Here is a 22733-nt window from a genome sequence, read left to right as displayed (position 1 = left end):
TAATGAAGATTACCTTTTTAACCATATTTTTTTGCTTGACTTCTTGGCTTATTCAAGCACAAGAAACACAGAAATTGTATTTATCTGGAACAGGAAATGATAAAACCGTTAACTGGGATTTCTTCTGCACCGCAGGAAGAAATTCAGGAAAATGGACGACTATTCCCGTACCTTCTAACTGGGAATTGCAAGGTTTTGGAAAATACAATTATGGTTTTGCCAAAGACAGTTCAAGAGGAAAAGAAAAGGGACTTTACAAATATACGTTTAAAGTACCTACTACTTGGAAAGGCAAAAGTATCAACATTGTTTTTGAAGGGGCAATGACAGATACCGAAGTGAAAATCAATGGCAAATCAGCGGGTGCTGTTCATGAGGGTTCTTATTATGCTTTTCGTTATGATATTAGTACGTTGGTAAATATTGGAACAGAAAATCTTTTAGAAGTAACAGTATCAAAACACTCAAACAATGCTTCTGTCAATGAAGCAGAAAGAAAAGGTGATTTTTGGATTTTTGGCGGTATTTTTCGACCAGTATATCTGGAAGCTTTGCCAGTACAGCACATAGAAAGAGTAGCGTTGGATGCTGATGCCCAAGGGAATTTTAAGGCAAATGTTTACTTGAAAAATAGTCAGCTCAATCAAACAGTTTCAGCACAAATTTATACGCTTGATGGTAAGAAAGTAAGCTTGCCTATTACTGGAAAAATAATGAAAGGGGATGGGACTGTAGCGTTAAAAACGTTTGTAAATAATCCTCTTGTGTGGTCGTCTGAAAAACCAAATCGCTATAAATTAATCGTAAGCCTGTTAGACCAGAATAAAGTTGTCCATACACTAGAAAAGAAATTTGGATTTCGTTCAGTTTTAGTAAAGCAAAGAGACGGTGTATACGTAAATGGAAAAAAAATTAAGTTTAAAGGAGTAAATCGTCATTCATTTTGGACTACTTCTGGTAGGACTACTAGCAAAGACATTAGTTTACTGGATGTGAAGCTGATGAAAGACATGAATATGAATGCCGTTAGGATGTCACATTATCCACCTGATGACCATTTTTTAGATGTTTGTGATTCATTAGGATTATACGTAATGGATGAATTAGCAGGTTGGCATGGCAATTATGATACGCCAACAGGAACGAAATTATTGAAAGAATTAGTGGCTCATGATGAAAATCACCCTTCTGTAATTTTTTGGATTAATGGTAATGAAGGTGGACATAATTATGAATTAGATGGGATTTTTCCGCAAGAAGATATTCAAAAGCGTCCAGTGATTCACGCTTGGGAAGCTTTTGCAGGGTTTGACACGCAGCATTACCGTGAATATAATTATGGAATTGGGAATTATGATAACGGTCATAATATCGTAATGCCAACAGAGTTTTTGCATGGAATGTACGATGGTGGTCATGGATCAGGCTTAGAAGATTACTGGGAAAAAATGTGGGTAAGTCCTTTATCAGCAGGCGGTTTCCTTTGGGATTTTGTAGACCAAGGTATTGTAAGAACTGACAAAAATGGGATATTGGATACCGACGGTAACCATGCAGCAGATGGAATCGTAGGACCTTATCGTGAAAAAGAAGGAAGCTATTTTACCATCAAAGAGGTATGGAGTCCTATAAAGTTTGAAGCTAAGGAAATTACGCCTGCTTTTGATGGTGTATTGAATATCGAAAATCGCTATTCATTTTCTAATATCAATGAATGTACTTTCACTTGGAAATTAAAACAATTTGATAATAAAAATCTGATAGAAAAAGCAGGGTCTATTGTTCCACCTAATATTAAGCCATCCGAAAAGGGAAGTCTTAAATTATCCCTTCCGACTGATTGGCAAGCTTATGATGTGCTGTATGTAACAGCCAAGGATTTTAATAACCAAGAAATTTTTACTTGGAGTTTCAAGATTTCTTTGCCAGAAAAAATAGCGATAAATATTGTTAAGAAAGAAGGAAATGAAAAAGCGAAGATTGTAGAAATAGATTCTCTTTATACCATTTCAGTAAAAGACTTAGAAGTATCGATTAACAAGTTCACGGGAATCTTACAGAAAGTTAAAAATAAACAAGGTGTCATTCCTTTTAACAATGGTCCAATTGTACAAGAAGGAGCGACTAATTTTAGAAACTTCGCTTACCAATTTGACAAGGACAATTTAATCATTACATCCACTTTCGATAGAAAAAATAGCTATAATACCTTGCAGTGGACAATCTACCCTTCTGGCTGGGTAAAAATGAAAGTCAATTATTTCCCTGGCGATTACTTTACTACCTTCTTTGGTGTGAATTTCTCATTTCCTGAAACAGCAATAAAAGGAGTAGAATATATGGGGAATGGCCCTTTCAGAGTGTGGAAGAATCGGATGAAAGGAAATCAGTTTGGGGTTTGGCAAAAAGAATATAATACTACCGAAACAGGAGAAATTCCATTTGTCTATCCAGAATTTAAAGGTTATCATTCAAATATGTATTGGTGTAAGTTTATTGGTAAAGAACAAGCCTTTACAGTAGTTACTGAAAATGAAGATATTTTCTTCCGTTTGTTCACACCAGCTTTCAAACAAGACCCTTATAAAAACTATCAAATCAATTTTCCAAACGGAGATATTTCATTTTTACAGGGCATTGCAGGGATTGGTTCAAAAACCAACAAAACGGAAAATTCTGGTCCGATGGGGATGAAGAATATTTATTACGATTACGAAAAAGAACCTGCCAGAGCGAAGGAATTGATTTTATACTTTGACTTTTTAGGAAATAAGTAGAATAATAGCATTGTCTATTGTAAAATAAACCATTAAATGTGCAAATTTGATTGGAAATTCGACAAAAAGTATGATTATTTGTAAATTTTAGAAGCAAAAAGTTGCATTTATGATACACAGAAATATATTTCCATCATTATTAGAGCATTTGTCAAAGCCTCAAGCCACAGTAATAACTGGAATGAGAAGGGTTGGAAAGTCAACCGCTTTGAAATATCTATTGACACAAGTACCACATAATAATAAGGTTTATTTGGATTTGGAAAGGGTTGAAAACCGTTATTTGCTCAATCAAACAAATACGAAAGATATTGAAATTGGCTTGGCAATAGAAGGGATTGACCTTTCAAAACCAGCTGTAATTGCACTAGATGAAATTCAGTTGGTAAACCAAAGTACAAGTGTGATAAAATTCCTATATGACACTTATGGTACAAAATTCATTGTTACGGGATCTAGTTCATTCTATTTGAAGAACCATTTTTCAGAAAGTTTGGCTGGCAGAAAGAGAATTTTTGAGATGTATCCTTTGGATTTTGCGGAATTTGTCGCTTTCCAAGGAGAAAGTCCAACACTTTTAAAACAGTTTGCTGAAGCTTCCTTCCATCTTAGTATTTACCTTAAATGGAAGGCATTATATGAAAATTTTCTAAGTTTTGGAGGATTTCCTGAAGTTGTTTTAGCTGAAACCGAAGAGGATAAAAAAGCTTATTTACGAGATGTAATTAATGCCTACATTGAGTTAGACATAAGGTTATTGTCAGATTTTTCGGCATCAGATGACCTTTATCGATTAGTAAGATTATTGGCTGTAAGAACAGGTAGTAGATTAGATTTTAGCAAATTAGGTGCTGTGCTGGGTATAAATCGTGCGAAAGTAAAAGAGTATATAAGTTTGTTGGAACATACATATTTTATAAAATCAGTAGGAGCATTTACGCAAAGTTTGGATAAGGAGTTTTCAAAACAAGAGAAAATATACTTAGCAGATACGGGCTTATTACAAGCATTGGCACAAGTAAGTAGCGGACAAGTTTTTGAAAATGCAATTGCTTTACAGTTAAGTCATCTAGGTTCAATTCAGTATTATCAGAAGAAAACAGGGTTAGAGATAGATTTTATTTTAGAGGGTAAAAAAGCAATAGAAGTAAAAGAAACACCGACGCCACACGACGAACAAATATTAAAAAACAGAGCTAAAAGCTTGGGATTGGACACTTATTATTTAGTTGGACGGCATCAATCTCCTAATGATTTCAAAGATTTTGTTTGGGGAGGAAGTTTAATCAGTCAATAAAACCACAAGATTTATATCAATTGATTATAAAAGAATGAAAATTACAAAACACATCTTCCTTTTTGTCGCTATCGTATTGTTTGCTTCGTTTAGTAAACAAGATGCAGGCATTCAATTGCAAAATTTGCGTTGCGAAATGCTTGTAAATCCTGAAGGAATAGATGTAGTAAAGCCTAGATTAAGTTGGGAAATTACGGCTTCACAAAGAAATGTACAGCAAGTTGCCTATCAAATTTTGGTAGCTTCTACGCCTGAAAAACTAGCTGCTAACGAAGGTGATTTATGGAATTCAGGGAAAGTATTATCTGATGAATCTATTCATGTAAAATATGCAGGAATAGTATTAAAGAGCAAAAAAAGATGTTTTTGGAAAATAAAAACTTGGACAAATAAAGGAGAATCAGCTTGGTCTGAAACAGCATTTTGGAGTGTAGGGTTATTAAATTATGTAGATTGGAAAGGGCGATGGATTGGTCTTGACCGTTCTTTTGAATGGGATAATGAAAGCCAATTTGCTAGGCTCTCAGCAAGGTATTTTAGAAAGGAATTTGTAGCCAAAAAAAGTATCAAGCAAGCTACTGTTTATATCGTAGGATTAGGACTTTATGAATTATATCTAAATGGGCAAAAAGTGGGTGACCAAGTATTAGCTCCCGTTCCTACAGATTATACCAAAGGGATAAAGTACAATACTTTTGATGTAACCAAACTCTTGCAAGCAGATAAAAATGTTATTGGGACAGTCTTGGGAAATGGACGTTTTTATACCATGCGTCAAGATTATAAACCATATAAAATCAAGACTTTTGGGTATCCTAAAATGTTGTTGAATCTGGACATTGAATACACAGATGGCACAAAGGAGACAATATCAACTGACGAAAGCTGGAAGGTAACTGCCGATGGTCCTATCAGAACTAACAATGAGTATGATGGCGAAGAATATGATGCTACCAAAGAAATGCCTAATTGGAACAAGGTAGGTTTTGAAGATAAAAATTGGCTGAAAGTCCAATTAGTACAGGAAGCAGGAGGAATGTTTGAAGCGCAGATGACGGAGAACATGAAGGTAATGGAAACCATCAAACCTGTATCTATCAAAAGCTTGAATGCCAATACTTATATTTTGGACATGGGGCAAAATATGGCAGGTTGGTTAAGAATGCGTGTTACTGGTAAGAAAGGAGATAAAATAGGTCTTCGTTTTGCTGAAACATTGCAGAGTAATGGTGAATTGTTTGTGAGGAATTTAAGAGATGCCAAAGTGACGGATGTGTATACGTTAAAAGGAGAAGGGCAAGAAACGTGGGAGCCTTCGTTTGTATATCATGGCTTTAGGTATGTAGAAATAACAGGCTTCCCCACTGTGCCGACTGTCGAAAATTTTGATGGGAGAGTTGTTTATGATGACATGGCAACGATTGGAGATTTTGAAACGTCAAATAAAACTATCAACCAAATCTATAAAAATGCCTATTGGGGAATCAGGAGTAACTATAAAGGAATGCCTGTTGACTGTCCACAAAGAAATGAACGTCAACCTTGGTTAGGAGATAGAACAACAGGAGCTTATGGCGAAAGCTTTATTTTTGATAACGTTCGCCTGTATTCAAAGTGGCTGAATGATATTGAGCAAGCACAAAAACCTGATGGAAGTATTCCCGACGTAGCACCAGCATTTTGGCGATATTATGGCGATAATGTTACTTGGCCCGGCACTTACATTACGGTAGCTGATATGTTGTATCACCAGTTTGGTGATCAAGAAACGATAAAAAGTCATTATCCATCTATGAAAAAATGGATAGATTATATGCAAGATAAGTATTTAGTAAATGGATTAATTACAAAAGATAAATATGGTGATTGGTGTGTACCACCTGAGTCTTTGGAATTGATTCATGCTAAAGACCCTGCTCGACAAACAGATGGAGAATTATTGGCTTCGGCAACTTATGTAAGATTGTTGGACGTAATGCAAAATTTTGCTCGCTTACTCCACAAGTCTGATGATATCAAAGCCTTTGAGCAAAGCAAGCAAGCAATTATCAAGGCATTTAACAAGAAATTTTTAGATAGTAAAAAAGGGCAATATAGTAATGGAACAGTTACGGCAAACCTTTTGCCTTTGATGTACAATATGATTCCTGCTAATGAAAAGGCAAAAGTTTGGAAGAGTATTGTTGAAAAAGTCTTAGTCGAAAACAAAGGGCATATCAGTACGGGCGTTATTGGTACACAATGGTTAATGCGTGGATTAAGCGAGAATGGACGTCCAGATATAGCCTATACAATAGCTTCTAATCGCGATTATCCAAGCTGGGGATATATGGCAGAAAATGGTGCTACTACTATTTGGGAACTTTGGAATGGAGATAAAGCAAACCCAGAAATGAATTCTGGGAACCATGTGATGTTATTAGGCGATTTGATTATCTGGTACTATGAAAATGTAGCGGGAATCAAATCTTCAAAAGAATCAGTTGCTTTCAAGAAAATCGTGATGAAACCTGAAATGATTGCAGGGTTAACGTCTGCCAAGGCTTTATATCACTGTATGTATGGCATCATCAAATCTGATTGGAAAAAAGAGGGAAATAAATTTCAATGGAATATCAGTATTCCTGTTAATACTAAATCTTTAGTTTATCTGCCTACTAATTCACTTAATCAAGTCACAGAAAGTGGGAAAGCAATCGCATCAGTAGAAGGAGTAAAGTTTGTAAAAGCAGTGGGCAATAAATTGATTCTGGAAGTAAGTTCTGGCAATTATTCATTCAATGTTAATTAATTGTGTTGATAACAGGCATTAAAAATATTAAAATTCAATACGCATTATCATGTTAAGAAAAAGCTTATTTACGGTATTAATGGCAGTTTGTGTGTTTTTCAGCTTGCAAACGAATGCTCAAAAATGGAAGTCAGGAATATTATTAGATGAGTTTGTCGTAGAAAACCCTCCGTTTCCTGAAAGCCATGCAGCCACCATTGCCGAAACGCCTAAAGGGCTCGTCTCAGCATGGTTTGGAGGTACTAAAGAACGCAATCCCGATGTATGTATTTGGATAAGCAGAAACGAAAATGGAAAATGGTTAGCGCCTCAAAATGTGGCTAATGGTATTGTGAATGATACCCTACGCTATGCGTGCTGGAATCCAGTATTATATCAAATTCCAAATGGCGATTTAATGCTTTTTTATAAAATTGGTCCTAGTCCTGCAAAATGGAAAGGGTGGTTAAAAACATCTTCAGATAATGGTATTACTTGGTCAGCAGCAAGAGCTTTACCAGAAAATTATATCGGACCTGTTAAAAATAAACCAGTGTTATTAAGCAATGGCAATTTGTTTTGTCCAACTAGTACAGAAGGCTCAGGATGGAAACTTCATTTTGAGGTAACGCCAGATTTTGGGAAGACATGGAGAATCGTTGGGCCAATCAGTGATGGAAAAACGTTAAATGCTATTCAGCCAAGCATATTGGATTATGGCAAAGGCAAATTACAAATTTTAGCAAGAAGTAGAGACAGAGCAATTATTGAATCGTGGTCTTACGATAACGGTGAAACTTGGACACCATTAGCAAAAGCAGCTTTACCCAATAATAATTCAGGAACAGATGCCGTGACCTTGAAAGACGATCGCCATTTATTGGTATATAATCATGTGTTACCACCAGGGGATTTAGCAAAAGGTCCACGCACACCTTTGAATGTATCATTAACCAAAGATGGTAAGCAATGGTATGCCGCATTAATTATAGAAGATTCACCGATTAGTCAATATTCATATCCTTCTATTATTCAAACGTCGGATGGCTTAGTGCATGTAATTTATACTTGGCGACGCAAGAAAATAAAACACGCTGTAATTGACCCTTCAAAATTGAAATTGAAGAAAATCAAAAATGGAGAATGGCCACAACTAAAAGGATACAAAGCACCAAAAGGAGGAGAAATTACTAAAGACTAATCTCATGAAATATCTAAAAACACTCTGTTTACTCTTTTTGACTTACTTTTCTTTCGCTCAAACGGCTGATAATTCTTTCAGAAAACCATTGAAAGATGTGATTGCTCAGATTGAAATTCGTTTCAAAGTAAAAATCCGTTATCCCGAAGATTTAGTAAAAGACAAATGGGTGACGTATGCAGATTGGCGTTTCAGACCAGATTTTGAGAAAACAATGAACAATGTATTGTCGTCGCAAGATATTACGTTTGCCAAAGAAGGTGAAAAGAAGTATAAGCTTCAAAGCTACCAGTATCATCTTAAAACACCTGAGGAAGGTGAACAGCAATTAGCCTATTTATCTACTTTGTATAATGATGAAGCAAGTTGGGAAAAACGCAAAGAAGAATTAAAAGCTTGTATGTGGGATGCCTTAAAGCTTTCGCCATTGCCAGCTAAGCCACAGAGTAAGGTTATTACGAGCAATAAGCGTAAAATGGATGGCTATACCATAGAAAATGTGGCTATTGAGACACTTCCTGGGGTTTATGTGTGTGGTTCTTTGTATATGCCTATAGAAAGTAAAGGTAAAATACCCGTGATTTTAAATCCAGATGGTCATTTCGGAGATGGTCGTTATCGAGCAGATTGCCAATATCGTTGTGCGATGCAGGCTAAAATGGGAACAATTGCTTTTAGTTACGACCTTTTTGCGTGGGGAGAATCTACATTACAATTCAAATCAGAGTTTCATAGAAAAAGCATAGCCATGTCGGTTCAGGCTTTGAATAGCATTAGAATTTTAGACTGGTTACTCTCTTTCAGCAATGCCGATGCTAGTCGTGTAGCCATTACGGGTGGTTCTGGTGGGGGTAGCCAAACGATGTTGATTACAGCCTTAGATGATAGAATTACGTTAAGTGTACCTGTAGTGATGTTATCGTCTTATCATAGTGGGGGATGCCCTTGCGAAAGTGGTATGGGGGTACATTTATGCGGAAATGGCACAAATAATGTAGAAATAGCCTCAATGGCTGCACCAAGACCACAGTTAATTTTATCGGATGGCAAAGACTGGACACAACATGTGCCTGAAACAGAATTTCCTTTTCTACAAAAAATATATGGCTTTTATGACCAAAAAGATGCGGTTAAAAATGTGCATTTCCCAACCGAAGGACATGACTACGGAAAGAGTAAACGCATGGCATTGTATGATTTCTTAGCCATAAATTTCCAGTTAGATTTGAAAAAACTAAAAGATAAAACAGGAAATGTTGACGAATCGAAGGTGACAATTGAGCCGTTTCCAGCGATGTATGTTTTCGGCGAAAAGGGTGAAAATCTCCCCAGTAATGCATTGAAAAGTTTTGACACATTAGAAAAAATGTTTGGAGAAGCTCCTAAAAATTAGATAAATGAAAAAGCTACCTATAGCAATTTTTGTAACGAGTATGATAATTTTATGCTCGTTGCCATTGAAGAGTATTGCCCAAACAAATCATCAATATAAAATTGGGCTAATTGATTTAATGCTTTTGAAGAGACAAAAACTAGGTGCTTTGACCCTGACAAAAGAGATTGGAGCAGACGGTGTAGAAATAGATATGGGCGGATTAGGCAAACGCCCAACATTTGATAATCAGTTAGCTAACGACTCTATCAGAAATGTTTTTTTGACAAAAGCCAAAGAATTGAATATTGAGATGTTCTCGTTGGCGATGACTGGCTATTATGCTCAATCTTTTTGTGGACGAGAAGAATACAAAAAATCAATTGAGGATTGTATTACTACAATGAAATTGATGAATATCAAAGTAGCATTTTTGCCACTGGGTGTTCAATGTGATTTGAAAAAAGACCCTGCCGTGAGAGATTCAGTCGTTACTAGATTAAAAGTAGCAGGAGAAATGGCTAAAAAAGCAGGCGTCGTGATTGGAATTGAAACTGCTTTGGATGCTACCGAAGAAGTAAAGCTACTGAAAGAGATTGGTTCTGACGGCATTAAAATATATTTCAATTTCTCTAATCCACTAAAAGAAGGGAGAGATTTATATGAAGAATTGAAAATATTGGGTAAAAATAATATCTGCATGATTCACTGTACTAATAAAGATGGCGTATGGCTACAGAATGACCCTGAAATAGACATGAAGAAAGTAAAAGCTACCCTCGATAAAATGAAATGGAGTGGCTGGCTAGTAATAGAGCGCTCGAGAGATGCTAATAAGCCCAGAGATGTAAAAGGAAATTTTGGGGCTAATACAACATTCTTGAAAACAGTTTTTCAAAACTAAATGATGAAATATTTTTTTATAGTTTTCTCTTTTTTAAGCATTGCTTTTTCACCAAATAGTCAGGCGCAAACGGATATTTGGGTGTCTCCTGATGGACTTGATGTAAATATTGGTAGCCAAGATAAGCCCTTGCAAACAGTAGCGATGGCTATTCGGAAAGTACGTGAGATGCGTAGGCTATCGGACGGGAACTTGACCAAAGCCATTCACATTTATTTGCGAAAAGGGAGTTATCAATTGTATGAACCAATCGTAATTCGTCCAGAAGATGCAGGAACAGCTATTAGTCCGACTATTATCGAAGCAGCACCTAACGAAAAACCCATCATTAGCGGCGGTATTAGCATAACAGGTTGGACAAAATTAAAAGGGAGTCTTGCTGGGTTACCCAAAGAAGCGATAGGGAAAGTTTGGGTAGCGGACGCTCCAAAAGTAGGAGGAGACTTATTGAAATTCAGACAATTATGGGTGAATAATCAAAAAGCTGTTCGAGCTAAAGATACGCCATACCCAATCATGAATCGTATTTTATCTTGGAATAAGAAAGAAGAAACCTGTTGGATTCCTGCACCAAAATTTGGGGATTTATCCAAGGTGAATGGTATGGAAATGTTTATTCATCAATGGTGGGCAATTGCTAGTTTGCGTATCAAAAAAATAGAAGTGCAAGGTGATAGTGCAAAGCTTTCATTTTTTCAGCCAGAAAGTCGTATTCAGTCAGAACACCCTTGGCCAGCCCCTTGGATTTCAAAAGAAACAGGTAATTCAGCTTTTTATCTAAGTAATGCTCTCCAGTTTTTGAATCAAGAAGGAGAGTGGTATTTGGATAGCAAATCAGAGAAGGTTTACTATATCCCACGTGCTAACGAGGTGATGGATAAAGCAGAAGTAGTGGTATCTTCCTTAGAAACTTTGCTTCGAATAGAAGGTACCATTGATAATCCTGTAGCGTATGTTTTCTTTAAAAATATCGCTTTTAATCATAGCTCATGGTTGCGTCCTTCTAAACAAGGACACGTCCCTCACCAAGCAGGATTGTATATGTTGGATGCCTATAAGCTAAAAATACCTGGTACACCCGATAAAAAAACGTTAGAGAATCAGGCTTGGGTGGGTCGACCAAAAGCGGCTGTTGAAGTTTCTTATGCTCATCATACAGGCTTTGAAGGTTGTCGTTTTGAACATTTAGCCTCTACTGGACTCGATTATCACAAAGGAGTTCATGATAATATTATTAAAGGAAATCTTTTTAAAGACATAGGCGGAACAGGCATTCAAGCAGGCGTCTTTGCAGATGAAGTTACTGAAATACACTTGCCTTATAATCCTTCTGATGAAAGAGAAGTATGCACGAATTTGTTGATTAGCAATAATTTAATTACGGATGTTACTAATGAAGATTGGGGTTGTGTTGGGATAGGAGTTGGGTATGTAAAGGGCATTAATATAGAACATAACGACATTTCGGATGTGTCTTATTCAGGTATTAGCATGGGTTGGGGTTGGACGAAGACTATCAACGCAATGAAGAATAATAAAATTATGGCTAATAAAATACATCATTATGCCAAACACATGTATGATGTAGCAGCAATTTATACCTTGTCAGCTCAACCGGGTTCTGTCATTTCAGAAAACTATGTCGATAGCATTTACAAAGCTCCTTATGCGCATATTCCGAATCATTGGTTTTATTTATATACAGATGAAGGTTCTTCTTATTTTACGATTAAAGATAATTGGACTCCCTCTAAAAAATTCTTACAAAATGCCAATGGACCAGGGAATACTTGGCAGAATAATGGGCCACAGGTTGCAGATAGTATTAAGGTTAAAGCAGGTATTCAGTCGGAATACAGCTATCTGCTAAATGATAAAAATCTGGCAGATAAGTATTGGGCTATCAATGTAGAAAAGCCTGTTATCATAGAATTGATTACTGAAAATGGAAAGACGGTAGACAGGAAAAAATTAGACGAGATTCTTTTGAAAAGTAAAGTTTCGCAAGAAGCACTATTTCAATGGGAAAATCATGTAGTGATTTTTGATAAAGTACAAGATGTGTATTTGCTACGAGAAAGACTAAGAAATGCTTTCCCTCAAGTATTGATTAAGACTTACGATGATTTGTTTTACGAGTTCAATCAAGAAAGATGTAAGAATGAGAAGGTGGCTAAAGAGTGGTCTCACACCATATTAACAGCCAATCTAGTCGCAGATACTACTTTACAAAAAGAATATTTGGCTTATCATGCTACACAGTTTGCCAAATGGCCAGAAGTAGCCCAAGGTTTTTGTAATGCCGACTTTCAACAATTACTACTGTATAAAAATGGCAGACAATTGATGTTAGTAATCAGTATTCCCAAAGGTGAAAACTTAGATAAACTCAATCCAAAAACCATTGAGAATAACCCAAGAGTAGTAGAATGGAATACCTTGATGAAAAAATATCAAGAAGGAATTACAGGTACAAAAAAGGACGAAACATGGGTTTTTCTGAAACCTGCTGGAAATTAATAAAGAAGAATACAAGGTTTAATAAATAGCAATCAAAAATGTTGAAAATAGCAATTTTAGGTTTAGGAGAAGGTCGAAGTACTATGTCGGCAGCATTGGCTAGCAAGAAATTAGCATTAGTTAAAGTATGCGACCGTAATATTGATTTATGCAAGCAAAGAGCGAAGGAGTTCGACTTTCATCATTACACTACCGAGTATCAAGATTTATTAGATGATAAAAGCATTGACATCATCGCGATTTATACGCCTGATAAATTCCATGCAGAGCATACCAAGCAAGCATTATTACATGGTAAGCACGTAGTGTGTACTAAACCTTTTATTGACGATTTATCAAAGGCTAAAGAATTAATTGAGCTTTCAGAAAGTACAGGCAAAAAGGTTTTTGTCGGACAAAGTTCTCGTTTTTTTGAACCTATGAAAAAACAAAGAGCAGACTTTGAAGCAGGACTTATTGGCGAATTAATTACCATTGAAGGCTACTACCATGCTGACCACAGATGGTTTCTGGATAAAGGATGGTCGTTAGAGAATGCTTTTAAATGGCTTTATGGGGGCTTGAGTCACCCAGTAGATTTTATCAGATGGTATTTGCCCAATATAGAAGAAGTAATGGGTTACGGCATGTTGAGCTCGAATGGCGTAAAAGGAGGGCTGAAAAATGCCGATACCATGCACTTTATTTTTAAAGCGACTGATGGGCGAATTGCCAGAGTAAGTGGAGCATATACAGGTCCTGTTCAACCAGTAGTACGCGATAGTGAAATGAGCTGTATCCTAAGAGGGACAGAAGGTTGTAGCCAAGCTGATTACATGGATTTACGCTATGCGGTTACTACCAACACAGGGGAAGAAAGAGTCCAAACTTGGGAACATAAGCTTAAACATTATTTCCGTTTTGAGGGCAAAAGCCATCATGCTGGAGAATACCAAAACTATTTAGAATACTTTGCTGATTGTTTAGAAAGTGGTGAAACGGCTTATCCAAACATCAAAGAAGGTATTGGAACGGTGGCATTATTGCAGGCAATGGATAAGTCTTTACAGACGGGCACACCTGTGAAAATTGCTGACGTTTTGGCGACTCATCATCTTAGTGCAGACATTTTAAATAACTTTAGATGATGGGAAACATCGTAGAACGCCTAACCTTTTTAGATTATAGTATTGTAGTAGCCTATCTGGTTATCTTAATAGTCATAGGTTACAGAGCAAGTTTCTCAGACAAAACTAATAAGGATGAAACCCTATTTCTGGCTAATAAATCGTTAGGCTGGTCGAGTATCGGTTTTAATATGTGGGGTACTAACGTGGGGCCTTCTATGCTACTTGCCTTTGCGAGTATAGGTTATAGCACGGGTATTGTAGCCGTAAATTTTGATTGGTACGCCTTTGTCTTTTTATTTTTACTTGCTATCGTTTTTGCCCCTAAATACCTTGCAGCGAATGTAAGTACCATGCCCGAATTTATGGGTAAACGTTATGGTGATTCTACCCAAACTATTTTGGCTTGGTATGCCTTAATCAAGATACTAATTTCTTGGTTATCATTAGGTTTGTTTGCAGGGGGCTTTTTAGTGAGGCAAATTTTGGGAATACCCATGTGGCAATCTGTGATTGTCTTGGTGCTATTTGCGGGCTTATTTGCCTTTGCAGGTGGACTAAAGGCCATTGCAAAAGTAAATGTATTCCAAATGATTTTACTGATTGCAGTGTCTTTAACACTTACCATATTAGGCGTTATTAAAGTAGGAGGTATTTCGGAGGTTTATCATAAAGTCCCTGCTCATTATTGGACGCTGATTCACCCTGCTAGTGATACAAAATATCCTTGGTATGCTATTTTATTGGGCTATCCAGTAGCAGCAGTAGCTTTTTTCTGTACAGACCAAGCGATGGTACAGTCGGTATTAGGAGCTAAAAATCTAGAACAAGGTCAATTAGGTGTAAACTTTATTGCTTGGTTAAAAATACTGTCTCTGCCTTTATTTATTTTAACGGGTATTTTATGTTATATCCTTTTCCCCAATTTAAAAGACCCATCTGAAGCATATATGACGATGGTTACTAACCTTTTTCCTCCCGGAATGAACGGTTTAGTCATTGTTGTTTTAATCGCTGTACTTGTCGGTACAATAGGTTCGTCTTTAAATTCTTTGAGTACCGTTTTTACAATGGATGTTTATTTAAAGAAAATAAATCCACACGCAACCAATCAGGAAATTATTAAAGTAGGACGATACACGGTTATTGCAGGTTGTATTTTTGCCATTATGATGGCCTTGGCAATTGATAGCATCAAAGGGTTGAATTTATTTGATGTCTTTCAATCAGTCTTAGGTTTTATAGCGCCACCTTTGGCTGTTGTATTTTTACTGACTGTTTTCTGGAAAAGAACTACCAAGAAAGCGGTAAATTTTACGCTTTCGGCAGGTTCGGTCGTTAGTTTAGGGATTGGAGTAATGTACCTATGGGTTTTCACTCCCGACAAATATCCTATTTGGCCACACTATCTTTTGCTTTCATTCTTGATTTTTGCTTTTCTTTTTGTGTTAGCCATCATTATATCACTGTTAGATAATGAGCCTACGGTTTATTTAGCAACCTTTGAAGAAAAAAACAGCATAGAAAAGCCAACAAAAAAAGTATGGATTTCATGGCTTTTGCTAACGATTGTAATGATTGCCCTTTACCTCTTTTTTAACTAATGAACTTTTAATCTAATCATATTGATATGCTTTCCACAAAAATCTCTTTGAAAACGAAATTACTGGCTATCCTGACTTTTTTGTCTTTTTGTTCGCCTGTATTGGCACAGAACCAAGCTACTTGGATTTGGTATCCAGGAGATTTTGAGGTGTGGCTCAGTAACAAAATGCAAAATAGAAGAACTGAACGTGGTTCTTTTTTTCCTCCATTTTGGAAATTAGATAGTCACTATAACTTGGTTGATTTTCATAAAGATTTTGATTTGCCTGCTTCTGAAGAAGTATCCCTTTTTGTAGAAGGTCAGTTTAATGTGAAGATAGATGGAAAAGCAATCAGCGGATTCCCTAAAAAAATCACAGTACCCGCAGGAAAGCATAAGGTGAGTTTAAAAGTATTTTGCCAAGACCGTGTGCCTGCCATTTTTGTACAAGGTAAAAGAGTAGTCTCGGATGCTTCGTGGTTAGTTACTTTTGAAGATAAAGAATGGATTGATGAAACAGGAAAAGCCTCTGACCAATCGGGTACAAAATGGCTCAACGCAGGATTTTGGAATTTTAATTCAGCATCAGTACCACCTTCTAAATTTAAATTAGAAACGAAGGTACAGCATGCCGTAAAAGTTGAGAAAAAACAACAAAGCCTTTTGGCTGATTTTGGCAAAGAAACTTTTGGGTTTATCAAATTACATGGTTTAAAAGGAAAAGGTAAAATCAAGATTTATTACGGAGAGTCTAAAGAGGAAGCCTTAGCTACAGAAACCTGCGAGACATTAGATGATATTGACGTAAGTCAGACTAAGAAAAGCAATATGACCATGGAGCTTTCAAAGGCTTTTCGGTTTGTCAATATAAAATTTGATGCCGCTGTATCACTCGACTCGGTATCGATGTTATATGAATATTTACCCGTAGCCGACCGTGGTGGATTCCGTTGTTCTGATGAACAAATTAATAAAATCTACGATGTTTCAAATTATACTTTTCATTTGAATACCCGTGAGTTCTTTATTGACGGTATCAAGCGTGACCGCTGGATTTGGTCGGGAGATGCTTATCAGAGTTATTTGATGAACTACTATTTATTGTTCGATTCTCCTTCGGTTACACGCACATTGTTGGCTCTTAGAGGAAAAGACCCTGTTACTAGCCACGTAAATACCATCATGGATTATACCTTTTATTGGTTTATCGGTATCAACGACTATTACCAATATACGGGCGATAAAACATTTATTCAGCAGTTTTATCCAAGAATGCAAAGTTTAATGGATTACTGTTTATCACGCCGAAATAAAAACGGGATGATGGAAGGCTTGACGGGCGACTGGGTTTTTATTGACTGGGCAGATGGTTTAAGTAAAAAAGGAGAAGTAAGTTTTGAACAGTTGCTTTTGGCGAGAAGTCTGGAAACAATGGCAACATGTGCCAGTATTGTAAATGATACTGAAGGAGCAAAGAAGTATAATCAGTTAGCGACTGACTTGAAAGCGAAACTTTTCTCAAATTATTGGAATGATGAAAAGCATGCTTTAGTACATAGCCGAGTAGAAGGAAAACAGACTGATAACGTGACTCGATATGCCAATATGTTTGCGATTTTCTTTAATTATTTAGATGAAGCCAAAAAGCAAGACGTCAAAAAACATGTGTTGTTGAATGATAAAATTCAGAAAATTACAACACCATATATGCGCTTTTATGAATTAGAGGCACTGTGTGCATTAGGTGAACAAAGCTATGTATTGAAAGAAATGAAAGACTATTGGGGTGGTATGTTGAATTTAGGAGCGACTTCTTTCTGGGAAGAATATAATCCGAACAAAAAAGGCGACGAACATTATGCCATGTATGGTCGTCCTTTCGGAAAAAGCCTTTGTCATGCATGGGGAGCAAGTCCTATTTATTTGTTAGGTAAATATTTCTTAGGCGTAAAACCAACTTCCGCAGGTTACCAAACATATTTAGTTGAACCACAATTAGGAGGTTTGCAATGGATGGAAGGCGCTGTGCCGACACCTGATGGCGATGTAAAGGTGTATTGTAGTACAAAACAAATCAAAATAAAAGGAGCTGGCGGAATAGGCACTTTACGTTTTAAAAGCCAAATAAAACCAACTTGCCAAGAAGGAACTATCAAAGCCTTAGCAAACGATATGTATGAGTTGACGCTTGAAAAAGGTAAATCATACGAAGTGACTTATGGATTATAATATTTAGAGTATTGATTAAAAACGGGCGTTTTATCGTCCGTTTTTTTATTTATCTCCACAAAAACAACAAAGAAGCGTATATTAAATAAAGAATCCTCATTAATAAATACGAACGTTAGTTTTGTTGTAAATTTTCACTTCACCCAAACATTATTTAGATAAGATAAAATTGTACAATAGTTAGGAAAAATGATAGAAAAAAATGCCTGGCTTTAACAATAAATTTGTATCATTATTTTAGCTAAGTTGAATTTTATTGATACTTTATTAGATTTTTCTTTAAAATAAAAAAGTTGTCCAATCGCTTTATCAATATATTATATCATCGTATGAATAAGTTTTTGAAATATATTATCCTTAACCTACTGATTTTCTGTGGTTTTTCTTTACAAATATTAGCTTCACAAAGTCCACAAAAAAAGCGTTTAGCTACTATTTTATTGGCTGATACGAATCAAGAACGTGTCAAATTTGGTGTTGATAAGCTCAAAACAAGTTTGTCAGCAATAGGCTATCAAGTAACCGTAAAGCTTGTTTCGGAGACTAAAGAACAAGGAACAGTTATCTTGATAGGTACTTCACCAGATGAAAAGCTTCAAAAGGCATTTTCTTTATACAATATTGACAACAATAAAGAGCTTAAGAAAGAAGGATTTTCAATTGTTAAGGCACTTAACAAACCAATCTCAATTGTGGGGAAAGATGCCTCAGGAGTGTTGTATGGATGTTTAGCATTAGCTGAGGAAATCAAAGAAAAAGGGAAAATATCAGAAGAAATTAATATCACCGAACAACCAGAAATGGTTTTGCGTGGTACTTGCATAGGCTTACAAAAGCCAACTTTATTGCCAGGAAGAGGAACTTATGAATATCCGTATACGCCAGAGAGTTTTCCTTGGTTTTATGATAAAGCCATGTGGATTCAGTATTTAGATATGATGGTAGAAAACCGTTATAATTCTTTGTATTTATGGAATGGACACCCTTTTTCGTCTTTAGTGAAGCTAAAAGAATATCCTTATGCGGTAGAGGTTGACGATGAAACGTTCAAAAAAAATGAAGAGATTTTTCGTTTTCTTACCAATGAAGCAGACAAACGAGGTATTTGGGTAATACAGATGTTTTATAACATTATTATTCCTAAACCTTTTGCTGAAAAACATCATTTGGAAACACAAGACCGTAATCGTCCTATCATTCCTATTATTGCCGATTATACGCGTAAATCTATCGCCGCTTTTGTGGAGAAATACCCTAATGTAGGTTTATTAATCACATTAGGGGAAGCCATGGAAGGCGTAGGGCAAGATGATGTTGATTGGTTTACTAAGACAATCATTCCAGGGGTACAAGATGGTTTAAAAGCAATAGGACAAACCACCGAACCGCCTATCGTTCTTCGTGCACACGATACTGATGCGCCAAGAGTAATGAAAGAAGCTTTGCCGTTATATAAAAACCTATACACCATGGCGAAGTTCAACGGAGAAGCACTGACGACTTATACGCCACGAGGTTCTTGGGCTGAATTACACAGAAGTTTAAGTAGAATCGGGACGGTTCATGTAGAGAATGTGCATATTTTAGCGAATCTTGAACCTTTTCGTTACAGCTCACCAGACTTTATTCAAAAATCAGTGTTGGCTATGCATAATACTTATGAGGCTAATGGTCTGCATTTGTACCCACAAGCATCTTATTGGGATTGGCCATTTGCGGCGGATAAAGTGGGAGGCAAGCGTTTGATGCAAATTGATAGAGATTGGATGTGGTATAAAACTTGGGCAAGGTATGCATGGGATTCCCACAGGAAACGTGATACTGAAATAAATTATTGGGGAAAAGAACTAGCCAATAAATATGGTTTGCCACAAGAAAAGGCAAAAAATGTATTGGAAGCGATGGAAGAAGTAGGAGAGATTTCCCCCAAATTGCTTAGACGTTATGGCATTACAGACGGCAATCGTCAAACACTTACTTTGGGAATGTTGATGACACAGTTGATAAATCCTTTCCGCTATGGATTATTCACAATGTTGTATGAATCGGAAGCACCTGAAGGTGAGATGATTATTGAATATGCCGATAAAGAGTGGAAAAATGAAAAACACATAGGAGAAACGCCAGTAAGAGTGGCCGATGAAGTAGTAGAACATGGTAGAAAAGCCGTTGTAGCTATCAATAAGGCTTCAAAATTTGTAACAAAGGATAAAGCAGAATTTGCTCGATTGAAAAACGATACTTATTGTTATGATGCCATGGCAAATTTCTATGCAGAAAAAGTAAGAGCGTCATTAGCAGTACTTCGCTATAAAAATTCCAACGACATAAAAGATTTAGAAAAAGCATTACCCTATTTAGAAAGTAGCGTAAAACATTTTGGGGATTTAGTAAAATACACCCAAAATGCCTATTTATATGCGAATAGTATGCAAACCAAACAGCGTAAAATACCGATGCGTGGTGTAGATGCAACCTTTATTCATTGGAAAGAAATGTTACCTGTTTATCAAAAAGAATTAACGCGCTTTAAATTTTCGATAGATTCCTTGAAGTCTCAAAAAAATGTTACCATCAAGCAACCTGTACTTTTTGAAAATGTTGAAGTAAAAATTACCTCAAACATTGAAGGATTTTATCAGAATGAAAAAGCACAGCAGGTATTTTCAGATACTTTATCAGCCATTAGCGATTTGGCGGTTGAATTAAAAAAACTAAAAGGAATAAAGTTTAGTAAAGACAAACAACAAACAATAGGTACTAGTCTGACTTTTACCACTACAGAGCCTGTAAAGTTACTGGTTGGATTCTTTAATGATAAAAACCGTAAATTCTTGCAAGCACCTGAATTAGAAACGGATGCCAGTGCTAATGATTACGGACAGTCAGAAATTAAGATTTCTAATGCTTTGCTCATCGCTGGATTTCCTGCTGTCAATATTCATGCATATTCGTTCAAAGCAGGAAGTCATACCTTGAATCTTGGCAAAGGAGCTTGCTTAGTACTGGGCTTTATGAAAGGGAATCAAGAAATACCTATCACAGATGCAGGCTTGGCTGGCAACAAGAAAAACATAGATTGGCTATTTGAGTAAGGAGTTTTTAATATTCAAGTAAAAAATCAGTGGATTATACAAAATAGGTATTAGTTTTTTATGAAATTCCGTTGTCTGAGCGAAGCGAGACGGGGCGCCGTTGCAATTCGGAATTTCTTGATTTTCTTTTACGGTCCGCCGTTGCGGTTACTTTTCTTGCATCAAGGCAAGAAAAGTAAGCCTATGAGAAATGGATTTACTTAAATAATCTTAATTAATATTTTGGATAAAATTATTATGAAATATAGATCACTTTACTTTATCACAATACTTTTACTGTTTTCGTTGATTAATACTTCTGCCCAAAAAGCAACAATATTATCAACGGATAAACTAAAAGGATTCGTAACAGAATTTAATGCGTCAGATGATGAAGCTGTCGTAAATTATGTGCCTAATGCCCAATCTTTTGAGTGGCTTTCTCAGAATATTCCATTGTTTGAATGTCCAGATTCGGTGATTCAGAAAGTATATTATTATCGTTGGTGGGCATTGCGTAAGCATCTTAAACAAACTTCCGACGGATTTATTTTTACAGAATTTATTACCAAAGTAAACCATGCTGGTAAACATAATGCTGTAAGTAGTGCTTTAGGACATCATATCTACGAAGGCCGTTGGCTACGAAATCAACAATACACTAACGATTATATTACTTTTTGGTTGGATGTTGACCCTAAGCATACTGTCCAACGCTTTCATGGATTTAGTAGTTGGATAGATAATGCAGTTTACAATCGTTATTTAGTAAATTTAGATAAGGCTTTTATCGAAAAGAATCTTCTGACAATGGAAGCTGATTATCGAAAATGGGAGGTAGAAAAACAATTGCCCAATCAGCTTTTCTACCAATTTGACGTAAAAGATGCTATGGAAGAATCTATCAGTGGCGGAAGAAAAGAAAAGAATATTCGTCCTACCATTAATAGCTATATGTACGGAAATGCTAAAGCATTAAGTGCTATGGCAACCCTCGTTCATAATGATACGATGGCAAAAAAGTATGAGCAAAAAGCGACAATTCTTAGAAAATTAGTACTTGATAATTTATGGGACGAAAAGGCATCTTTTTTCAAAGTAAAGCTTGAAAAAACAAGCAATTTTTCGAATGCTCGCGAGGCTATCGGTTTTATTCCTTGGTATTTTAATTTACCAGAAGACAAACCCAATGTTGCCCATGCATGGAATCAATTGACAGATACTTCGGGCTTTAAATCTCCTTGGGGATTAACAACTGCCGAACGTCGTCATCCATTATTTAGAACACATGGTTCTGGTCATGGGTGTGAATGGGACGGTCCTCTTTGGCCTTATGCCACTACACAAACCCTGAAAGGTTTATCGAATTTGCTTACTAATTACAAAAACCATGGAACAATGAGTTCACAGGTTTTTTATGATGAATTATTCAAATATGCCAATTCACATCAAATGAACGGCAAGTTGTATTTGGGAGAGTATCAGGATGAAAAAAATGGAGAATGGCTGAAAGGGGATAACCCAAGAAGTAAATTTTATAATCATTCAAGTTTTGCAGATTTGATTATTAATGATTTGGTTGGACTAAAACCTAGAGCAGATAATATATTAGAAATCAATCCATTGATACCTGAAAAACAATGGGATTGGTTTTGTTTAGACAACGTTTTTTATCACGGGAAAAACCTAACAATTCTTTGGGATAAAACAGGAAAAAAATATGGCAAAGGCAAAGGATTTTTGGTATTTGTTGAAGGAAAACAAATAGCCCAAGCTAAAAAATTAAAACATTTAAAGGTGAGTTTATAAGTTATCAGTGTCAACTCTTACTATTAGGGGGAGACTTAAGTCCTATTGATTACCCACAAGTATATAAATAGCTGGTAATCAAGGTATTT

The 22733-nt window shown here is 36.2% G+C and carries 12 protein-coding genes; all 12 read left to right on the top strand.

Features of this window, described 5'->3' with window-relative positions; translation table 11 throughout:
* Window positions 1-2 precede the first annotated feature (2 nt).
* The 12 genes from VB264_RS08465 to VB264_RS08410 all read left to right on the top strand — a co-directional run bounded on the left by VB264_RS08465 (window position 3) and on the right by VB264_RS08410 (window position 22644).
* Entirely contained in the window at window positions 3-2777 is a 2775-nt protein-coding gene (locus tag VB264_RS08465; protein ID WP_323248454.1) for a glycoside hydrolase family 2 protein, read from the top strand.
* 109 nt (window positions 2778-2886) lie between these two features.
* A complete protein-coding gene (locus VB264_RS08460; protein ID WP_323248452.1) occupies window positions 2887-4074 on the top strand; it encodes an ATP-binding protein in 1188 nt (395 codons plus the stop codon).
* Window positions 4075-4108: 34 nt separating this feature from the next.
* The gene (locus VB264_RS08455) at window positions 4109-6865 is read left to right on the top strand and encodes an alpha-L-rhamnosidase (RefSeq protein ID WP_323248450.1); all 2757 of its coding nucleotides are present in this window, start codon (window positions 4109-4111) and stop codon (window positions 6863-6865) included.
* A gap of 49 nt (window positions 6866-6914) precedes the next feature.
* Window positions 6915-8045, top strand: coding sequence for a sialidase family protein (locus tag VB264_RS08450; protein ID WP_323248448.1), 1131 nt, complete (start codon window positions 6915-6917; stop codon window positions 8043-8045).
* Between the two features lie 4 nt (window positions 8046-8049).
* Entirely contained in the window at window positions 8050-9438 is a 1389-nt protein-coding gene (locus VB264_RS08445) for an alpha/beta hydrolase (RefSeq protein ID WP_323248446.1), read from the top strand.
* A gap of 4 nt (window positions 9439-9442) precedes the next feature.
* On the top strand, window positions 9443-10321 hold the full coding sequence (locus tag VB264_RS08440) for a sugar phosphate isomerase/epimerase family protein (RefSeq protein ID WP_323248444.1): 879 nt from the start codon (window positions 9443-9445) through the stop codon (window positions 10319-10321).
* Between the two features lie 3 nt (window positions 10322-10324).
* Window positions 10325-12841: an L-rhamnose mutarotase gene (locus VB264_RS08435; protein WP_323248442.1), complete on the top strand. Its 2517-nt coding sequence runs from the start codon at window positions 10325-10327 to the stop codon at window positions 12839-12841.
* A gap of 38 nt (window positions 12842-12879) precedes the next feature.
* Window positions 12880-13968 carry a Gfo/Idh/MocA family protein gene (locus VB264_RS08430; protein WP_323248440.1) on the top strand — a complete coding sequence of 363 codons (1089 nt, stop codon included), beginning with the start codon at window positions 12880-12882 and terminating at the stop codon, window positions 13966-13968.
* The gene (locus VB264_RS08425; RefSeq protein WP_323248438.1) at window positions 13968-15551 is read left to right on the top strand and encodes a sodium:solute symporter family transporter; all 1584 of its coding nucleotides are present in this window, start codon (window positions 13968-13970) and stop codon (window positions 15549-15551) included. Before VB264_RS08430 ends, VB264_RS08425 begins: the two co-directional genes overlap by 1 nt.
* Before the next feature lie 26 nt (window positions 15552-15577).
* Window positions 15578-17761, top strand: coding sequence for an alpha-L-rhamnosidase-related protein (locus tag VB264_RS08420; protein ID WP_323248436.1), 2184 nt, complete (start codon window positions 15578-15580; stop codon window positions 17759-17761).
* A 329-nt stretch (window positions 17762-18090) separates the two neighbouring features.
* Window positions 18091-20856 carry an alpha-d-galacturonidase gene (locus VB264_RS08415; RefSeq protein WP_323248434.1) on the top strand — a complete coding sequence of 922 codons (2766 nt, stop codon included), beginning with the start codon at window positions 18091-18093 and terminating at the stop codon, window positions 20854-20856.
* A gap of 237 nt (window positions 20857-21093) precedes the next feature.
* Complete coding sequence (locus VB264_RS08410) at window positions 21094-22644, top strand: MGH1-like glycoside hydrolase domain-containing protein (RefSeq protein ID WP_323248433.1); 1551 nt, start codon at window positions 21094-21096, stop codon at window positions 22642-22644.
* Window positions 22645-22733 lie beyond the last annotated feature (89 nt).

This window comes from Arcicella aquatica, assembly GCF_034928825.1.
GTDB lineage: Bacteria > Bacteroidota > Bacteroidia > Cytophagales > Spirosomataceae > Arcicella > Arcicella aquatica.
Note: the sequence above shows the minus strand (reverse complement) of the source record. Positions and strands in the feature narration are given on the sequence as shown.

Bases quoted from the DNA above. Each gene is read 5' to 3' on its own strand.
- VB264_RS08465 (WP_323248454.1), top strand. From the start codon at position 3: ATGAAGATTACCTTTTTAACCATATTTTTTTGCTTGACTTCTTGGCTT.
- VB264_RS08460 (WP_323248452.1), top strand. From the start codon at position 2,887: ATGATACACAGAAATATATTTCCATCATTATTAGAGCATTTGTCAAAG.
- VB264_RS08455 (WP_323248450.1), top strand. From the start codon at position 4,109: ATGAAAATTACAAAACACATCTTCCTTTTTGTCGCTATCGTATTGTTT.
- VB264_RS08450 (WP_323248448.1), top strand. From the start codon at position 6,915: ATGTTAAGAAAAAGCTTATTTACGGTATTAATGGCAGTTTGTGTGTTT.
- VB264_RS08445 (WP_323248446.1), top strand. From the start codon at position 8,050: ATGAAATATCTAAAAACACTCTGTTTACTCTTTTTGACTTACTTTTCT.
- VB264_RS08440 (WP_323248444.1), top strand. From the start codon at position 9,443: ATGAAAAAGCTACCTATAGCAATTTTTGTAACGAGTATGATAATTTTA.
- VB264_RS08435 (WP_323248442.1), top strand. From the start codon at position 10,325: ATGAAATATTTTTTTATAGTTTTCTCTTTTTTAAGCATTGCTTTTTCA.
- VB264_RS08430 (WP_323248440.1), top strand. From the start codon at position 12,880: ATGTTGAAAATAGCAATTTTAGGTTTAGGAGAAGGTCGAAGTACTATG.
- VB264_RS08425 (WP_323248438.1), top strand. From the start codon at position 13,968: ATGGGAAACATCGTAGAACGCCTAACCTTTTTAGATTATAGTATTGTA.
- VB264_RS08420 (WP_323248436.1), top strand. From the start codon at position 15,578: ATGCTTTCCACAAAAATCTCTTTGAAAACGAAATTACTGGCTATCCTG.
- VB264_RS08415 (WP_323248434.1), top strand. From the start codon at position 18,091: ATGAATAAGTTTTTGAAATATATTATCCTTAACCTACTGATTTTCTGT.
- VB264_RS08410 (WP_323248433.1), top strand. From the start codon at position 21,094: ATGAAATATAGATCACTTTACTTTATCACAATACTTTTACTGTTTTCG.